Source organism: Streptomyces sp. NPDC006430 (genome assembly GCF_040612395.1).
Classification (GTDB): domain Bacteria; phylum Actinomycetota; class Actinomycetes; order Streptomycetales; family Streptomycetaceae; genus Streptomyces.
Genome location: NZ_JBEXQA010000011.1, coordinates 186,528 through 201,393, shown reverse-complemented (window position 1 = coordinate 201,393; position 14,866 = coordinate 186,528). Strand labels below are relative to the sequence as shown.

Here is a 14,866-nt window from a genome sequence, read left to right as displayed (position 1 = left end):
ACCCGGCTCGGAGCGGTCAGTGGCAGCCGCAGGAGCGACGGATGACCAGCGCCGACGGGAACTGCTTCAGGCGCTCGCGGCGCGAGCCCGCCACCCGGAGGGCGTCGTCCAGGACCAGATCCACCGCGGCCCGCGCCATGGCGGGGCGGTCCGAGGCGATCGTCGTCAGCGGCGGGTCGGTCAGGGCCGCTTCCTTGACGTCGTCAAAGCCGGCCACCGCCAGTTCGCCGGGAACGTCGATGCGCAGTTCGCGCGCCGCCCGCAGCACGCCGATCGCCTGGTCGTCCGTGGCACAGAAGATGGCCGGCGGCCGGTTCGGCCCCGACAGCACCTCCAGCGCCACGCGGTACGCGTCGTAGCGGTTGTACGGCGCCTCGAAGAGCCGGCCCTCCACCGAGCGGCCGGATTCCCGCATGGCCCGGCGCCAGCCCTCCACGTGGTCGGCGACCGGGTCGCCGACGGACGGGGTGTTCTCCACGCCGCCGATGCAGGCGACGTACTCGTGCCCGTGTTCCAGCAGGTGGCGGGTGGCGAGCTGGGCGCCGCCGATGTCGTCCGTGACGACCGCGACGTCGTCGATGGCCTCCGGCCGCTCGTGCAGCAGGACCACCCGGGCGTCCCAGGCCTCGATCTCCGAGGCGGCGCGTTCGCTCATGCCCTGGCTGACCAGGATCAGGCCCGACACCCGCATGCCGAGGAAAGCGCGCAGGTAGTGGACCTCGCGCTCGTCCCGGTAGTCGGAGTTCCCGACCAGGACCATCTTTCCGCGCTCGGCGGCGGCCTGCTCGACCGCGTGTGCCATCTCCGCGAAGAACGGCTGGCGGGCGTCGGGGACGATCATGCCTATGAGGTCGGTGCGCCGCGAGGCCATCGCCTGCGCGACCCGGTCCGGGCGGTAGCCCAGCTCCTTGATCGCAGCGAGTACACGCTCGCGCGTGGCCGGGGCGACCGGCCGGGGTCCGTTGTTGATGACGTAGCTCACGACGGCGGTAGAAGTACCCGCAAGTCGCGCCACGTCGTCCCGCGTCACCTTGGCCACGCTCGGAGTCTACGCGGGGTGACCTACCTCTGGGCAGGCCGTCCTGCCGACTGGGCGATCACAGGAGGTTCCTCCATACGGGGGACGTCGGTCGAGGACGGGGCCGCGGCCTGCGACGAGGCCTTGGACGCCGCCTGCGACGCGGCCTTGGCGGCTGCCTGCGCCGCCGCTTCCGCCGCTGCCCGTTCGACCTTCTCCGGCGTGACGAAGCGGTAGCCGACGTTGCGGACCGTGCCGATCAGCGACTCGTGCTCGGGGCCGAGCTTCGCGCGCAGCCGCCGTACGTGGACGTCCACGGTCCGGGTGCCGCCGAAGTAGTCGTACCCCCACACCTCCTGCAGCAGCTGGGCCCGGGTGAAGACCCGGCCCGGGTGCTGCGCGAGGTACTTGAGGAGCTCGAACTCCTTGAAGGTGAGGTCCAGGACCCGGCCCTTCAGCTTCGCCGAGTACGTCGCCTCGTCGACCGACAGGTCGCCGTTGCGGATCTCCATCGGGGAGTCGTCGGAGCCCAGCTGCTGGCGGCCGGTGGCCAGCCGCAGCCGTGCTTCGACCTCGGCCGGGCCGGCGGTGTCGAGGAGGACGTCGTCGATGCCCCAGTCCGCGGTGACGGCCGCCAGGCCGCCCTCCGTCACGACGAGGATCAGCGGACAACCGGGACCGGTGGAGCGCAGCAGCTGGCACAGCGACCGCACCTGCGGCAGATCGCGACGGCCGTCGACGAGGATGACGTCCGCGCCGGGGGTGTCCACGAGGGCCGGGCCCTCGGCGGGCGCCACCCGGACGTTGTGCAGCAGCAGGCCGAGGGCGGGCAGCACCTCGGTGGACGGCTGTAGGGCGTTGGTCAGCAGCAGGAGGGAGCTCATGCCCGACCACCTGCCCGGTCGGCGGCACTGCCCAACCGTTGTTGGGTGTGGTTCTGCACGGTTCGCTGGTCCATCACGTCGGTTCCTCCTCGGTCCCGTCGAGGACTTTCGCGGTACTGCTTCGTACGTGGTGCGTGGTGCGGTGTGGCGGCCGTGCGGTCCCCGCGCCCTGAGGCCCGGACGGACAACACTGTTCTCGATCCGTTCAACGTGCTGAAAGCACAAAAGGACCCGGGGGCAACGTTGCCCGGATCCTCTCGCCAGCAGAATAGCCCACCCGCCCGGGCGGGGCCGAGGCTTCGTTGATCCCCGTTCTGTGGTTCCGGACACCCTTACGCCCAGCTTATGCCCCGGTTTCACCGGATCGATGGACCTGGGACGGGCAGCCCGGGCGCACACGGGGCGCGCGGAGGTACGCCGGACCAGCGGGCGGAAGGGTTCATCATGGAGGCCGACGACGGTAGAGAGCCGACGATAGGAGCTGCAGTGGCAACCGGAACCATCCGCTACTGGGCGGCGGCCAAGGCCGCCGCCGAGACGGCGGAGGAGCCGTACTCGGCGCACACCCTGGCCGAGGCGCTCGACGCCGTGCGGGAACGCCACCCAGGGGAGCTGACCCGGGTCCTGCTGCGCTGCTCCTTCCTCGTGAACGACGAGCCCGTGGGCAAGCGCCCGCACGATGCCGTCCTGCTGACCGAGGGGGGCACCGTCGAGGTGCTCCCACCGTTCGCGGGCGGGTGAGCGGAAACCGATGAGCACTCCCGAGGAACAACAGCACCAGCAGCACCAGGACCCGTACGGGACCCAGACCTGGCAGTCGGACACCTGGGACACCGGGTACCAGCCGGTTCACGAGGGCCTGCCGGAGCCGTACGCCCAGCACCTCCAGCCCGACCAGTCCGGGCAGCCCGCCCAGCCGCGGCTGGGCGGGCTGCCCGGTCAGTCCGTGGCACCCGAGGGCTGGTTCCGTGACGATGCCCCGGCTCCCCGGGACCCGGCCGGGGCCCCGGGTTGGTCCCAGGGGAGTACGGGCGCGCCGTGGGCGGACGGAGCCGGCGCCGCCGAGCAGACCGCCTACCTGCCGCCCCAATCGGCGCCGAACGCGGCCGAGCCGCAGCCGGCCGCTCCCGAGGGCTGGTTCCGCCACGAGGCCCCCAACTGGTCCGCTCCGGCGGCGGAGACCGCGTACCTGCTGCCGTACCCGGGGCCGGGTGCGGTGGACCCGCAGCCGGCCGCCCCGGAGGGCTGGTTCCGCGACGAGGCGCCCGCATCCCCGGCGCCCGCATCCCCGGCGTCCGCTTCAGCCCCGGCCCCTGCGGCCGGCTGGTCGCAGGGCGGCGGTTCGGCCGCGGCCTGGACCGGGCCCGCGGCCGAGCAGACGGCCTACCTCCCGCCCCAGGCCCCCGCACCGGTGGGCGGCGCCGCCGAGGAGACGGCCTTCCTGCCGCCGTACCCCGGCCCCGGGGGGCCCGCCGCCACCCCTTCGGCGTCCGGCGTGGCGCCCGCGGCGCCCGACGCTCCGGGTGAGGCGCCGGCGTACTCGCCGCCCACCCTCGGCGGCAACACCGTGCGGGCCGTCGATCCCGCCCAGGCCCGCGCCGAAGGCCGGTCGCCGATCATCGACCCCGGCCCGCAGTCGGCCGTACTGACCGCAGGCCTCGGGCTGCTGCTGGCCGGTGCCGCTGCCGTCGGCGACCTCGCGCTGCTCGTGCCGCTGATCGCCCTCCAGGGCCTCACCGCGGCCGGCTGGTTCCGGCTCAACGGCATGTGGCCCGCCCGCCAGGGCATCGCCCTCGCCTTCCTCGGGGCCCTCGTCGCCGACGGCGCCGTCCTCGCCGTGGACGCCACGTACGGGCCCGGCGCGATCATCGGCACCCTGGGAGCCTGGGTGCTGCTCACGCTGGTCCTCCAGCTGCGCAGCCACGCCGACCCCGACGAGCGGATGTACGGCCTGATGGCCTCCGTGGCCTCGGCCGCGCTCGCCATCATCTGCGCGGGCTACCTGGCCGCCGATTCCGCCGCCGTGAGCGTCGGTGCGGTGGCCGTCGCGGTCGCCGTCTTCACCCGCGCGCTGCCGCTGCCGACCGCTGGCTCCGTCGGCGTCTCGCTGGCCGCGGCGGCCGGCGCCGGCATCGCGATCGGCGGGCTGACCGACCTCGGGGTGGGCGGGGCGCTGCTCGGCCTGGCCGCGGGGGTGTGCGCGCTCATCGGGCTGCGCGTGGCGGCGTACGACTACCCGTCCAAGTTCGTCCACATGACGGCCGGTGTCGCGCTGCCGCTGGCCGCCGCCGCTCCCGCCGTCTACCTGATCGGGCGGGTGGTGGGCTGAGGCCCCGGGCGGCGGGCGTCACGGTGGCACTGACGGCCTCCGTACGGCCGACCATGGTCCACTAGAACGCACGTACCGTCTACAGGGGGAGGGGCTCGTGCGGTTCCTGCGTGTCGTTGTGATCATCGGAGTGGTGCTGGGGGCGCTGTTCGTGGGTGCCGACCGCTGGGCGGTCGGCTATGCCGAGAACCGGCTGGCCGACCGCATCCAGGCCCGTCAGGGGCTGGCGGGGAGCGCGGAGGTGGACATCCACGGGTTCCCGTTCCTGACCCAGGCGCTCAGCCACGACCTCGAACGGGTCGACGTGCGGCTGAAGGGCGTCGAGGCCGTCGCGGACGGCCGCAAGACGCGGCTTTCCCAGCTCGACGCCAGCTTCCACAGCGTGAAGCTCAACGGGGACTACAGCGGCGGCACCGCCCGGCGGGCCGAGGGCACGGCCCTGGTCACGTACCAGGACCTGACGGAGGCCTCGCAGACCGGCGTGACGGTCACGTACGGCGGGGCGCCGGGCAAGGTGAAGGTCACCGCGTCCCTGGAGGTCCTCGGTCGGACGCTGACCCGCAGCGTGGTGTCGACCGTCACGCTCGTGGACGCCAAGGGCGGGGGCAAGACGGTCCGGGTCCGGGCCGACGAGGTGCCGGGCGAGGGCATTCCCGGGATCGAGAACGCGGTCCGGAAGAAGACCGACTTCGACCGTCGGCTCGACGGCGGCCTGCCGGCCGGGCTCCAGCTGGCCGCACTGACCTCGGACGAGGGCGGCGTCCACCTGACGCTGAGCGGCACGGACGTGGTGCTGGCCGGATCGTGAGACGGTACGGTCCGATCCGTAGAAGGATGGGCCGTACGAGGGCTCCGGAGGCCGTGCGGCGGTTGCCCGGGGCGGTTCGCATCCCACTATGCGGACGATCCTGTCTCGACATATGACACGCCGGTGACAGGGCGGCCGATTCGTCCCTACGATCCATGGCTATGAAGCATCAGCAGGCGGACCTCACGAAGCGACGGGCAGTAGACCTGTGTCGCGTCGCCGCCATGCTCTGTCGATCCATGTGACCTGTGAGCGCTTCCGCTCCATCAGCCGGACGACCGTCCTTCCCGCATGACCGCACCGCAGCGGCCCCCTCCTGCCCACTGACGCCTCCCCGCGCAGTGCCCGAGGGCGCCGCCCGCAGCGGTACGCACCCGCTGCACCCCGCACACCGCCCGCAGCACCTGCACAGCACGCCCCGCCGCACACTGCCCCGGAGGAGAACACCATGAGCCGCAGCGACGTCCTCGTAGACGCCGACTGGGTCGAGGCCCACCTGAACGACGCGAACGTCGTCATCGTCGAGGTGGACGAGGACACGTCCGCCTACGACAAGAACCACATCACCAACGCTGTCCGGATCGACTGGAAGCAGGACCTCCAGGACCCGATCCGCCGCGACTTCGTGGACCAGGAGGGCTTCGAGAAGCTGCTCTCCGCCAAGGGCATCTCCAACGACGACACCGTGGTCCTCTACGGCGGCAACAACAACTGGTTCGCCTCCTACGCCTACTGGTACTTCAAGCTGTACGGCCACCAGGACGTCCGCCTCCTCGATGGCGGCCGCAAGAAGTGGGAGCTCGACTCCCGCGACTTGGTCGACGGCGCCGAGGTCCCGAACCGCCCGGCCACCCAGTACAAGGCCAAGCCGCAGGACGCCTCGATCCGCGCCTTCCGCGACGACGTCGTGGCCGCGATCGGCGCCCTGAACCTGGTCGACGTCCGTTCGCCCGACGAGTTCTCCGGCAAGCTGCTCGCCCCGGCGCACCTCCCGCAGGAGCAGTCGCAGCGCCCCGGCCACGTGCCGAGCGCCCGCAACATCCCGTGGTCGAAGAACGCCAACGACGACGGCACCTTCAAGTCCGACGAGGAGCTCACCGCCCTCTACGAGGCCGAGCAGGTCGACCTGTCGAAGGACACCATCGCGTACTGCCGCATCGGTGAGCGCTCCGCGCTGACGTGGTTCGTGCTGCACGAGCTCCTGGGCCAGCAGAACGTCAAGAACTACGACGGCTCGTGGACCGAGTACGGCTCCCTGGTCGGCGTGCCGATCGAGCTCGGCGCCAACAAGTAATCCGACGGCCGGGCACGCGACGCCCCCGTCAGTACGACTTCTCTCAGGACAGGACAGAGAACATGTGTGGAGCACAGATCGGCGGGCCCGACCTCGCCACGCTCAAGCCCGGTGAGACCGCCATCCAGGGCCAGGTGACGAAGGACGGCGAGCCCGTCAGCGGGTACGTGCGCCTGCTCGACTCGACCGGCGAGTTCACGGCCGAGGTCCCGACCACGGCGACCGGCCAGTTCCGCTTCTACGCGGCGACCGGCAGCTGGACGCTGCGGGCGCTGGTCCCCGGCGCCCAGGCGGACCGCGCCGTGGTGGTCGCCGAGGCCGGCGGCGTGACGGACGTCGCGATCGCGGTCTGACGACCGCGCTGCGCACGCAGCGGGAAACGAACCGGCCGGAGGGCCGCACCCCAGGGGTTGGACGCCACTGGAACGGGGTGCGGCCCTTCGCGCCGTCCGCTCCCCGGCCCTACCCTGGAGGCATGTACGCCCGGCGGCGCCGCGTCTACTTCTTCCTCATGGGCGGATGCATCTTCCTCTTCGTCTCCGCCTGGTCCTTCGTGCGGCTGTTCTCGGTCGAGGCGGCCGTGGCCCTGTGCGTGGTCGCCATGGTCATCCCCCCGGTCGCCGCGATGATCGCGAACCGGCGCGGCCCGGACGACCGCTGGTGGGACGACCCCTCCGGTGACCCGAAGTCCGACGAGTGGTGGGACGAACTGGACGGAAAGCGGCGTCGCGAAGAGTGACACCCGGCGAGATACGAACGTAATAAACGTGCGTACAACCACCCCTACCTTGTACATGTCATGCGTGTGCACGGGTGATCACCCGATGCCCCATGTCCTGTGGGGGGACTTCCTTGGAACACGCACAGACCATCCCCGAGCAGTCGGAAGGGGAGGAGACCGGAGCGCGCCGCCCCCGCGGCCGCCGTACGGTCCTCCTGATCGCCGGCGCCGTCGTACTCGGCGTGCTCGCGGGCACGGTCACCGGCTACGCGATCCAGTACGACCGCGAGCCCACACCACTGCCGCCGCTGGCGCAGCAGAAGATCGACCAGCCGAAGCCGCAGGCCCCGAACGAGTCGACGAGTGCCCGCTCCGTCAACGCCAACCGCTGGCACAAGACGGACGACGACCTTACCAAGCTCCTGATCGAGGCCCCGTCCGGGGCAGAGGTCCGCTACTCGGGGATCCAGTCCCCGGACGAGTTCTCGGCGGACTACTACAAGCAGCCGGGCGGCGGTCTCACCAGCCAGATCGGCCACGGCGTGCGGCGGATCGCCGCGCTGAACTGGGCACAGGACGACCGGAACTTCGTCGAGATCCGGCTCTTCCAGTACAACGACCGCTCCGGTGCCGACTGGTACCAGCACGCCCACGGCTACCTGGACGAGAAGGAGTACGCGGGCAATTCCGGCAAGGACCTGCCCGGCGTGCCTGCCGACTTCGGCCACCTGTGGGTCGACTCGGCGCAGCGGGAGAAGCCGGGTTACCTCCCGATGAAGTCGGCCACGGTCATTGCCCGGCGCGGCGACATCGTCATGGAGGTCGAATACATGAACAACCGCGGCGCTGTCGACGAGAACGACGTCGTCGAGATCGCCAAGCGACAGTGGGAGCGGCTGTGAGCGACCCGCAGGACGGCACCAACGCCGTGACGGCCGAGCCGACGGAGCCGACGGACGCGGCGGAGGCGGCTGGCGCGGCGGAGGCGGCGGAGGCGGCGGAGGCGGCGCCCGGGACGACCGGTGCGCCGGCCCCCGAGCCGGCTGCCCCCGAGCCGGCTGCCCCCGAGACCGCGCCGGCGACCGCGCCTCGGGCGCGCAGCCGCCGGACCGCGGCGCTGATCGCGGGCGGAGTCGGCATCGCCGTTCTCGCGGGCGGGGCCCTCTGGGGGGCCGGGCGGATCGCCGATGCCGACCGCAGCGCACCGACCCGCTACTGGGCAGCCGCAAAAGCGGACCCCCGGCCCAGCGGAACGCCGGACCCGATGCCGACCGTGCCGCCGAACGAGCTGACGGGCAAACTGCTGCCGCTCCCCATCGGCTTCGAGCCCGGCCCGGACATCGACGGGGACGGAAACAACTTCTACGTGTCGGGGGAGCAGGCGCTCCAGGCCCTCAAGGAGGCGCGCTCCGGGCTGTCCGGCGACAAGCGGGCGGAACGGGACAAGGCGCTGGTCGACCTGAAGCTGAAGGGCATGGCCGGACGCAGCTACCACCAGGTACGCGAGCACCAGGTGATGGAGATCCACCTCACCCAGGCCGATCCCCAGACCCTCGCGAAGTTCTCCGAGTTCAGCAAGAGGCTCCTGGAGCTGACCGGCGACGACCGTGACGCGCCGAAGATCGAGGGTTTCCCGGACGCCAAGTGCGCCCTGGAGACCCTCGGCAAGGAGAAGACGGACGCAAAGGACAAGATCGACGCCATGGACTGCGTGGCCCTCCAGGGCGATGTGCTCGTGGCCTTCCGGATGTACGGGCCGAAGCCCTTCTCCGCGAACGCCGGCGCCGATGTGTTCAAGCGGCAGCTGAACCACCTGAAGTCCCCCGGGGAGTCCGCGTGACCGAGCTGAACACCACCGAGGCCGCCCCGGAGCAGGCGCCCGGCGGGGCCGACACCGCCACGCCGGCCGTCGAGGCCGGGCCACCCGCGCCCAAGGACCGCCGCAAGCTGTTCGCCGCGCTGCGTTGGACCGCCGCCGTGCTCGTCTTCGCGGCCGTCGGCACGGGAGTCGCGTACGGGATCACCCGGCCCGAGCGCACCGACATCCCCGGCCTGTCCACCAGGGACGACGGCCGCTGGAAGTACCCGGTGCTCGCCAAGCCGCAGCTGCCGGCCGGCGCCGCGCTGCCGTACGCCGCGGACAACCCGGAGGGCATCCATTACGCAGGTCTGACCCAGCTGCTGCTGCCCGCACCTGCCGGTGCCACCCCCGACCCCACGCTGAAGCAGGAGAAGGACGAGGTGGTGACCGTCGACACCCTCCTGGAGGAGTACCAGGCGGACCAGCGGGAGAAGCTCAAGACGCAGCTCGTGCACGAAGGGCTGCGCCAGATCGTAGGGCGCGGTTGGACCACCCCGGACGGCACCCGCACCCGCATCTACCTGCTGCGTTTCAACGCTCCGGGCTTCGTGGACGCCTTCAAGGGCTGCACCATGTCCACGAGCCTGGCCAAGGCCGCGGTGCTGGAGCCCGACCCGGTCTGGCGCGAGGTCAAGAAGAGCCAGCGCAACGACTTGGGCAGCGACAGTGCGTACTTCGGCCCCTCCCGGCACAACCCCGCCCGCGACGTCACGCTCTATCAGGAGGCCAAGCCGACGGGTGACGAGCAGGTCCGGTTCGGCTGCGTCCAGGCGGGCGACATCCAGGGGCTGGTCCTACAGACCCGCAAGGGGGAGGCTCCGGTCGTCCCCCTCCACCAGACGGTGATCCTGCAGAGCCAGCTGCTGGGCTGATCACCCCGCAAGGGGCGTGCGGCCTACCTCACGGAGTGCGCCGGTCCCCGGGCCAGTAGGCTTGGGGACCGGCCCCGTACAAGCCCACATCATTGCGAGGAGCACCCCGTGCTTGAGGCATTCTTCACCTCCCTGCTGGTCCTGGTCTGCGTCGGCGTGCTCGCCTTCACCGGCCTCGCCGTGAAGAAGCTGTACCAGGGCCAGCGCTGATCACCCCCAGACTCCGTCCGGGGGGTCGTCCGGGGTGCCCCCGGACCGGCCGCCGCCCTGACCCGGAACCCCTCCCACAGATCGCCTGAGCAGCCATTCATGATCCAGATCCCGTCCGACCTGAACCCGGGCCTCGTTCCCCTCGCCTTCCTCCTCGGTACCTGGGAGGGCGCGGGCGTCTTCGACTTCCCGGGTGAGGAGAAGTGCAACTTCGGCCAGGAGGTCGTCTTCAGCCACGACGGCCGGGACTTCCTGGAGTACACCTCCCGCTCCTGGGTCCTCGACGCCGAGGGCAACAAGGTGCGGCCGCTCGAATCCGAGTCCGGCTACTGGCGCATCGACGAGCACCGCAAGGTCGAGATCGTCATGGTGCGCGACCAGGGCGTCGTCGAGGTCTGGTACGGCGAGCTCGCCGACCAGAAGCCCCAGATCGACCTGGCCACGGACGCGGTCGCCCGGACCGCCGCCTCCGGCCCGTACAGCGGTGGCAAGCGGCTCTACGGCTACGTGAAGAGCGACCTGATGTGGGTCGGCGAGAAGGCGACCCCGGAGGTCGAGCTGCGCCCTTACATGTCGGCCCAGCTCAAGAAGGTCGTCACGCCCGAGGAGGTCGCCGAGATGGCGCGCAACCTCCCGGACATGCCGGACGACGGCATCGCCTTCTTCCGCTGAGCGGAACGCCCGGCCGCCGCGGACGCCGCGGAGGCGCCGAGCACTCGCCGACCGTCCACGGGCCGTGCGCGAAGGGGACTGCTGAGGGCCTCCCCCGGACTCCGTCCGGCCGAGACCCCCAGCGGTCCCCTTCGCGCGCTTACACTGGCCGGGTGGTGAGCACCGAGGGCACGGACAGCACCGACTGGAAGAGCGACCTGCGCCAGCGCGGATACCGGTTGACACCGCAGCGTCAACTCGTGCTGGAAGCGGTCGACACGCTGGAGCACGCGACGCCGGACGAGATCCTCGCCCAGGTGCGCAAGACCGCCTCGGGGGTCAACATCTCCACCGTCTACCGCACGCTGGAGCTCCTGGAGGAGCTGAAGCTGGTCTCGCACGCCCACCTCGGGCACGGGGCCCCCACGTACCACCTCGCCGACCGGCACCACCACATCCACCTGGTGTGCCGCGAGTGCACCGAGGTGATCGAGGCGGACGTGGACATCGCCGCCGAGTTCACCGCGAAACTCCGTGCGGCCTTCGGCTTCGAGACCGACATGAAACACTTCGCGATCTTCGGACTCTGCAAGGAGTGCGCCGCCAAGCACCGCGACGCTCCGGCATAGGAGCCGGCCGGGCCGGGTCGTAGGCTTGGTGACATGACCAGCAGCCCCTTGCTCCATCTCCCCGGCGCCGTACAGGCCGAAGGCCGCGACGAGGGCGTCGCCGCCCACTACGGAGAGCTGTACGGCGAACAACGCGCGCTCGCGGACGGCCGCGGTTTCGTCGACCTCTCGCACCGCGGAGTCGTCACCGTCACCGGGCCGGAGCGACTGAGCTGGTTGCACCTGCTGCTCACCCAGCACCTGACGGAACTCCCGCCCGGGCAGGCCACCGAGGCGCTGATCCTCTCCGCCAACGGCCACATCGAGCACGCGCTCTACCTCGTCGACGACGGCGAGACCGTCTGGGCGCACGTGGAGCCCGGCACCCAGGAGGCGCTGATCGCCTACCTGGAGTCGATGAAGTTCTTCTACCGCGTCGAAGTCGCCGACCGGACCGCCGAGTTCGCCGTCGTGCACCTGCCGGCCGGCTCCATCGCCGAGGTGGCCAAGGAGCACGTCGTGCGCGAGACCGCGCACGGCCGGGACGTCTTCCTGCCCCGCGCCGAACTGGAGGCCTTCGCCGCCGGGCACGGACCGGCCGCCGGACTCCTCGCGTACGAGGCCCTGCGGGTGGAGGCGCACCGGCCGCGGCTCGGCCTGGAGACCGACCACCGCACCATCCCGCACGAGCTGGGCTGGATCGGCACCGCCGTGCACCTCCAGAAGGGCTGCTACCGCGGCCAGGAGACGGTGGCCCGCGTCCACAACCTGGGCAAGCCCCCGCGCCGCCTGGTCTTCCTGCACCTGGACGGCTCCGAGGTGCTCCTCCCGGCGCACGGCACCCCCATCCGGCTCGCCGCCGACGGGGAGGAGGGCCGCCAGCTGGGCTTCGTGACCACCGCGGCCCGCCACCACGAGCTGGGCCCGATCGCCCTCGCACTGGTCAAGCGGAACGTTCCGGTCGACGCCCCGCTGCTCGCTGGCAAGACGGCCGCCGCGCAGGAGGTCGTCGTAGCGCCGTAACGGCGCGGGGCCGATCAGACGACTGAGACGTCTCAGACGCCTAAAACATCTAAGACGTCTCAGACGTCGATGACGAGGGTGAACGGGCCGTGGTTGGTGAGCGAGACGTGCATGTCCGCTCCGAACCGGCCCGTCTCCACCGTCGCCCCGAGCGCGCGCAGCTGCGCGACGACCTCGTCGACCAGCGGCTCGGCGACCTCGCCGGGAGCTGCGGCGTTCCACGTGGGGCGGCGGCCCTTGTGGGCGTCGCCGTACAGCGTGAACTGGGAGATCACCAGGAGCGGCGCGCCCACGTCGCTGCAGGACTTCTCCCCGTCCAGGATGCGTACCGACCAGAGCTTGCGCGCCAGCTGCGCCGCCTTCTCCGAGGTGTCGTCGTGGGTCACCCCCACCAGCACGCACAGTCCCTCGCCGACGACCTCGCCCACGGTCTCGCCGGCCACGACGACGCTCGCGCCGTCCACCCTCTGCACTACTGCTCGCATACCACCTGTGTATCAGGCGTGCACCCATCAGGGGCCGATCGGGTGGCGTGGGACTGCACCGGAAGCACGGAGAGTGGCACGATGCACGCAGGCGGTGCTTCCCCCCGGTCCCACGGGCCGGAGGAGACCCCATGCACCGGTCGAGGGGACGGACACGAACGCATGAACACCTCTGGTACCTCCGCACCTGCATCACCCGCATCACCCGCATCACCCGCAGCCGCTTCGGCGGCTGCGGTTCGACCGCCGGCACAGCGCACGGGCGGGGAGCAGGCGCCGACCACGCCCGCCACCGCGCTCGAACTGCCGGAACTGCGCACGCTGCGCCGCGACGCACAGCGCGACGAGGCCGACCTGAGCTACATCCGCAGACTCCTCCAGGGCCGCATCGACATCCTGCGCGCCGAACTGGCCCGGCGCGCCGACCCGGAGGCCCCGGTGACCCCGGAGCCGCCGGTGGTCGACCGGCTCTCGGAGATCCTCGCCGACGCGCCCTCCAGCCGGAGCGCCTCCGCCCGGCACGTAACGCTCGGCACCCCGCACGGCGAGGAGTTCCGGCTGCTGGCGGCGGACATGCTGGCCGACGTGGAGCTGTGGGACCTTGCCGCCCGCACGGACGGCGAACTGCACGAAGCGATGGGCCGGTTGGTGAGGTACGAGCAACAGGTCTCGCGGCGCCGGCAGCAACTCCAGCGCACGGCGGACGACTGCAGCGCGGAGATCACCCGGCGCTACCGGGAGGGCGAGGCACAGGTGGACGACCTGCTGGTCTAGGCAAGGGGGCCGCGGCCTCCCGACGGAAATTGGGGCGACGCGACCCCGTCGGCGCACTAGCGTGACCCGTTATGAGTGCTGACGTTCGGCCGATCGCCGCATCCGAATTCGCCGAGTGGCTGCAGGCCCTGAACACGGGTTTCCTCCGCCTCGACCAGGTGACGCAGGACGACGCCGCCCAGCGGCTCGCGAACAGTGACCTCACCCGCATCCAGGGCGCCTTCGACACCGAGACCGGCCGCTGTGTGGCGAGCTTCCGCTCCTTCGCCCAGCAACTGACCGTGCCCGGCGGGGCGGCCGTGCCCTCCAGCGCCGTCACCAACGTCTCCGTGCTGGCCACCCACCGCCGCCAGGGCCTGCTGACCCGGATGATGGTCAACGAACTGACCGCCGCGAAGGCCCGCGGCGAGGTGCTCTCGACGCTGATCGCCGCCGAGTACCCGATCTACGGTCGGTACGGGTACGGGCCCGCCACCGGCGTCTCGGAATGGGAGATCGACGTACCGCGCACCGGACTCGACCCGCGTCGGTCGGCGGCTGCCGACGGTGGCCGCATCGATCTGGTGGACGTGGAGGAGGTCCGGAAGATCGGCCCGGAGCTGCACGAGCGGCTGTGCGCGACCACGCCCGGCGCGGTGAACCGGGACACCCGCTGGTGGAGCCTGGCCACGGGCCTGGAGGAGGTCTCGCACCGCCCGTACAAGCCGCGGTTCCACGCCGTGTACCGGACGGAGGCGGGCGAGGTGGCCGGCCTGGTCGCCTACACGACGGACGACCACTGGACGGACGCGAAGCTCCCGCAGAACACCGTGCAGGTCAAGGAGCTGATCGCGGTCACCCCGGACGCGGAGCGCGCACTGTGGCACTTCCTGTGCTCCATCGACTGGGTCCTGAAGGTCCGCACCGGCTTCCGCGCCCCCGACGACCTCGTGCCGCAGCTGCTGCCCGACCCCCGCGCGGCCAGGATCGTGACCGCCTCGGACTTCCTGTGGGTGCGCGTACTGGACGTCGTACGGGCCCTCGGCGCGCGGACGTACGCCGTGCCCGGGGTCCTCGTCCTGGAGGTGACGGACGAGCTCGGCCCCGCCGCGGGCCGCTACCGGCTCGATGCGGGCACGGCAGAGTGCACGGCCACCGAGGAGCCGGCGGACCTGCGGCTGGACGTGTCGGCGCTGGGCTCGCTCTACCTCGGCGACGAGTCCGCGGTGCGCTTGGGTGCGCTCGGGCGGATCGTGCAGGAGCGGCCGGGGGCGCTGGCCCTCGCGGACGCGGTGTTCCGCACGGCCCGCCGCCCCTGGTGCCCGGACGTCTTCTGATCGCCGGCGGTT

General features: G+C 71.7%; 18 protein-coding genes. 15 read left to right on the top strand and 3 right to left on the bottom strand.

All coding sequences use genetic code 11. The features are described from left to right. Positions 1-16 precede the first annotated feature (16 nt). Both ABZZ20_RS18920 and ABZZ20_RS18915 read right to left on the bottom strand, forming a co-directional pair. The gene (locus tag ABZZ20_RS18920) at positions 17-1,039 is read right to left on the bottom strand and encodes a LacI family DNA-binding transcriptional regulator (protein WP_356870823.1); all 1,023 of its coding nucleotides are present in this window, start codon (positions 1,037-1,039) and stop codon (positions 17-19) included. 23 nt (positions 1,040-1,062) lie between these two features. Next, positions 1,063-1,902, bottom strand: a complete 840-nt coding sequence (locus ABZZ20_RS18915) for a response regulator transcription factor (RefSeq protein WP_356870821.1) — start codon at positions 1,900-1,902, stop codon at positions 1,063-1,065. 486 nt (positions 1,903-2,388) lie between these two features. On the opposite strand from ABZZ20_RS18915, the gene ABZZ20_RS18910 reads away from it, so the two are divergent. The 13 genes from ABZZ20_RS18910 to ABZZ20_RS18850 all read left to right on the top strand — a co-directional run bounded on the left by ABZZ20_RS18910 (position 2,389) and on the right by ABZZ20_RS18850 (position 12,279). Further along, the gene (locus ABZZ20_RS18910; RefSeq protein ID WP_356870819.1) at positions 2,389-2,643 is read left to right on the top strand and encodes a MoaD/ThiS family protein; all 255 of its coding nucleotides are present in this window, start codon (positions 2,389-2,391) and stop codon (positions 2,641-2,643) included. Positions 2,644-2,653: 10 nt separating this feature from the next. Then, positions 2,654-4,231 (top strand): hypothetical protein, encoded by a 1,578-nt coding sequence (locus tag ABZZ20_RS18905; protein ID WP_356870817.1) that lies wholly within the window; start codon positions 2,654-2,656, stop codon positions 4,229-4,231. A 97-nt stretch (positions 4,232-4,328) separates the two neighbouring features. Continuing rightward, complete coding sequence (locus tag ABZZ20_RS18900) at positions 4,329-5,039, top strand: DUF2993 domain-containing protein (RefSeq protein ID WP_356870815.1); 711 nt, start codon at positions 4,329-4,331, stop codon at positions 5,037-5,039. A gap of 155 nt (positions 5,040-5,194) precedes the next feature. Further along, positions 5,195-5,284, top strand: a complete 90-nt coding sequence (locus ABZZ20_RS18895; protein WP_350875872.1) for an Ms5788A family Cys-rich leader peptide — start codon at positions 5,195-5,197, stop codon at positions 5,282-5,284. Positions 5,285-5,487: 203 nt separating this feature from the next. Further along, entirely contained in the window at positions 5,488-6,333 is an 846-nt protein-coding gene (locus ABZZ20_RS18890) for a sulfurtransferase (RefSeq protein WP_356870813.1), read from the top strand. Between the two features lie 62 nt (positions 6,334-6,395). Next, positions 6,396-6,686 carry a DUF1416 domain-containing protein gene (locus ABZZ20_RS18885; protein ID WP_356870811.1) on the top strand — a complete coding sequence of 97 codons (291 nt, stop codon included), beginning with the start codon at positions 6,396-6,398 and terminating at the stop codon, positions 6,684-6,686. Positions 6,687-6,808: 122 nt separating this feature from the next. Next, positions 6,809-7,072 (top strand): DUF3099 domain-containing protein, encoded by a 264-nt coding sequence (locus ABZZ20_RS18880; protein WP_356870809.1) that lies wholly within the window; start codon positions 6,809-6,811, stop codon positions 7,070-7,072. A 113-nt stretch (positions 7,073-7,185) separates the two neighbouring features. Continuing rightward, entirely contained in the window at positions 7,186-7,956 is a 771-nt protein-coding gene (locus ABZZ20_RS18875; protein WP_356870808.1) for a hypothetical protein, read from the top strand. Beyond that, positions 7,953-8,894, top strand: coding sequence for a hypothetical protein (locus ABZZ20_RS18870; protein WP_356870806.1), 942 nt, complete (start codon positions 7,953-7,955; stop codon positions 8,892-8,894). Before ABZZ20_RS18875 ends, ABZZ20_RS18870 begins: the two co-directional genes overlap by 4 nt. Next, a complete protein-coding gene (locus tag ABZZ20_RS18865) occupies positions 8,891-9,787 on the top strand; it encodes a hypothetical protein (RefSeq protein ID WP_356870805.1) in 897 nt (298 codons plus the stop codon). Before ABZZ20_RS18870 ends, ABZZ20_RS18865 begins: the two co-directional genes overlap by 4 nt. A 309-nt stretch (positions 9,788-10,096) precedes the next feature. Continuing rightward, complete coding sequence (locus ABZZ20_RS18860; protein WP_356870803.1) at positions 10,097-10,669, top strand: FABP family protein; 573 nt, start codon at positions 10,097-10,099, stop codon at positions 10,667-10,669. Between the two features lie 152 nt (positions 10,670-10,821). Continuing rightward, the gene (locus ABZZ20_RS18855) at positions 10,822-11,277 is read left to right on the top strand and encodes a Fur family transcriptional regulator (protein WP_356870801.1); all 456 of its coding nucleotides are present in this window, start codon (positions 10,822-10,824) and stop codon (positions 11,275-11,277) included. Between the two features lie 33 nt (positions 11,278-11,310). After that, entirely contained in the window at positions 11,311-12,279 is a 969-nt protein-coding gene (locus tag ABZZ20_RS18850) for a folate-binding protein (protein ID WP_356870800.1), read from the top strand. A gap of 59 nt (positions 12,280-12,338) precedes the next feature. On the opposite strand, the gene dtd is transcribed toward ABZZ20_RS18850, so the two are convergent. Continuing rightward, a complete protein-coding gene (gene dtd, locus ABZZ20_RS18845; RefSeq protein ID WP_356870798.1) occupies positions 12,339-12,764 on the bottom strand; it encodes a D-aminoacyl-tRNA deacylase in 426 nt (141 codons plus the stop codon). A gap of 162 nt (positions 12,765-12,926) precedes the next feature. Here dtd and ABZZ20_RS18840 point away from each other — a divergent pair, with 162 nt between their 5' ends. Beyond that, on the top strand, positions 12,927-13,538 hold the full coding sequence (locus ABZZ20_RS18840; protein WP_356870796.1) for an AmfC protein: 612 nt from the start codon (positions 12,927-12,929) through the stop codon (positions 13,536-13,538). A 71-nt stretch (positions 13,539-13,609) separates the two neighbouring features. Beyond that, complete coding sequence (locus ABZZ20_RS18835; protein WP_356870794.1) at positions 13,610-14,854, top strand: GNAT family N-acetyltransferase; 1,245 nt, start codon at positions 13,610-13,612, stop codon at positions 14,852-14,854. Positions 14,855-14,866: the final 12 nt, after the last annotated feature.

Excerpts from the sequence above, each read along its gene's own strand:
- ABZZ20_RS18835 (WP_356870794.1), top strand. The coding sequence starts at position 13,610 with ATGAGTGCTGACGTTCGGCCGATCGCCGCATCCGAATTCGCCGAGTGG.
- dtd (WP_356870798.1), bottom strand. The coding sequence starts at position 12,764 with ATGCGAGCAGTAGTGCAGAGGGTGGACGGCGCGAGCGTCGTCGTGGCC.
- ABZZ20_RS18890 (WP_356870813.1), top strand. The coding sequence starts at position 5,488 with ATGAGCCGCAGCGACGTCCTCGTAGACGCCGACTGGGTCGAGGCCCAC.
- ABZZ20_RS18840 (WP_356870796.1), top strand. The coding sequence starts at position 12,927 with ATGAACACCTCTGGTACCTCCGCACCTGCATCACCCGCATCACCCGCA.
- ABZZ20_RS18850 (WP_356870800.1), top strand. The coding sequence starts at position 11,311 with ATGACCAGCAGCCCCTTGCTCCATCTCCCCGGCGCCGTACAGGCCGAA.
- ABZZ20_RS18885 (WP_356870811.1), top strand. The coding sequence starts at position 6,396 with ATGTGTGGAGCACAGATCGGCGGGCCCGACCTCGCCACGCTCAAGCCC.
- ABZZ20_RS18880 (WP_356870809.1), top strand. The coding sequence starts at position 6,809 with ATGTACGCCCGGCGGCGCCGCGTCTACTTCTTCCTCATGGGCGGATGC.
- ABZZ20_RS18895 (WP_350875872.1), top strand. The coding sequence starts at position 5,195 with ATGGCTATGAAGCATCAGCAGGCGGACCTCACGAAGCGACGGGCAGTA.
- ABZZ20_RS18905 (WP_356870817.1), top strand. The coding sequence starts at position 2,654 with ATGAGCACTCCCGAGGAACAACAGCACCAGCAGCACCAGGACCCGTAC.
- ABZZ20_RS18860 (WP_356870803.1), top strand. The coding sequence starts at position 10,097 with ATGATCCAGATCCCGTCCGACCTGAACCCGGGCCTCGTTCCCCTCGCC.
- ABZZ20_RS18915 (WP_356870821.1), bottom strand. The coding sequence starts at position 1,902 with ATGAGCTCCCTCCTGCTGCTGACCAACGCCCTACAGCCGTCCACCGAG.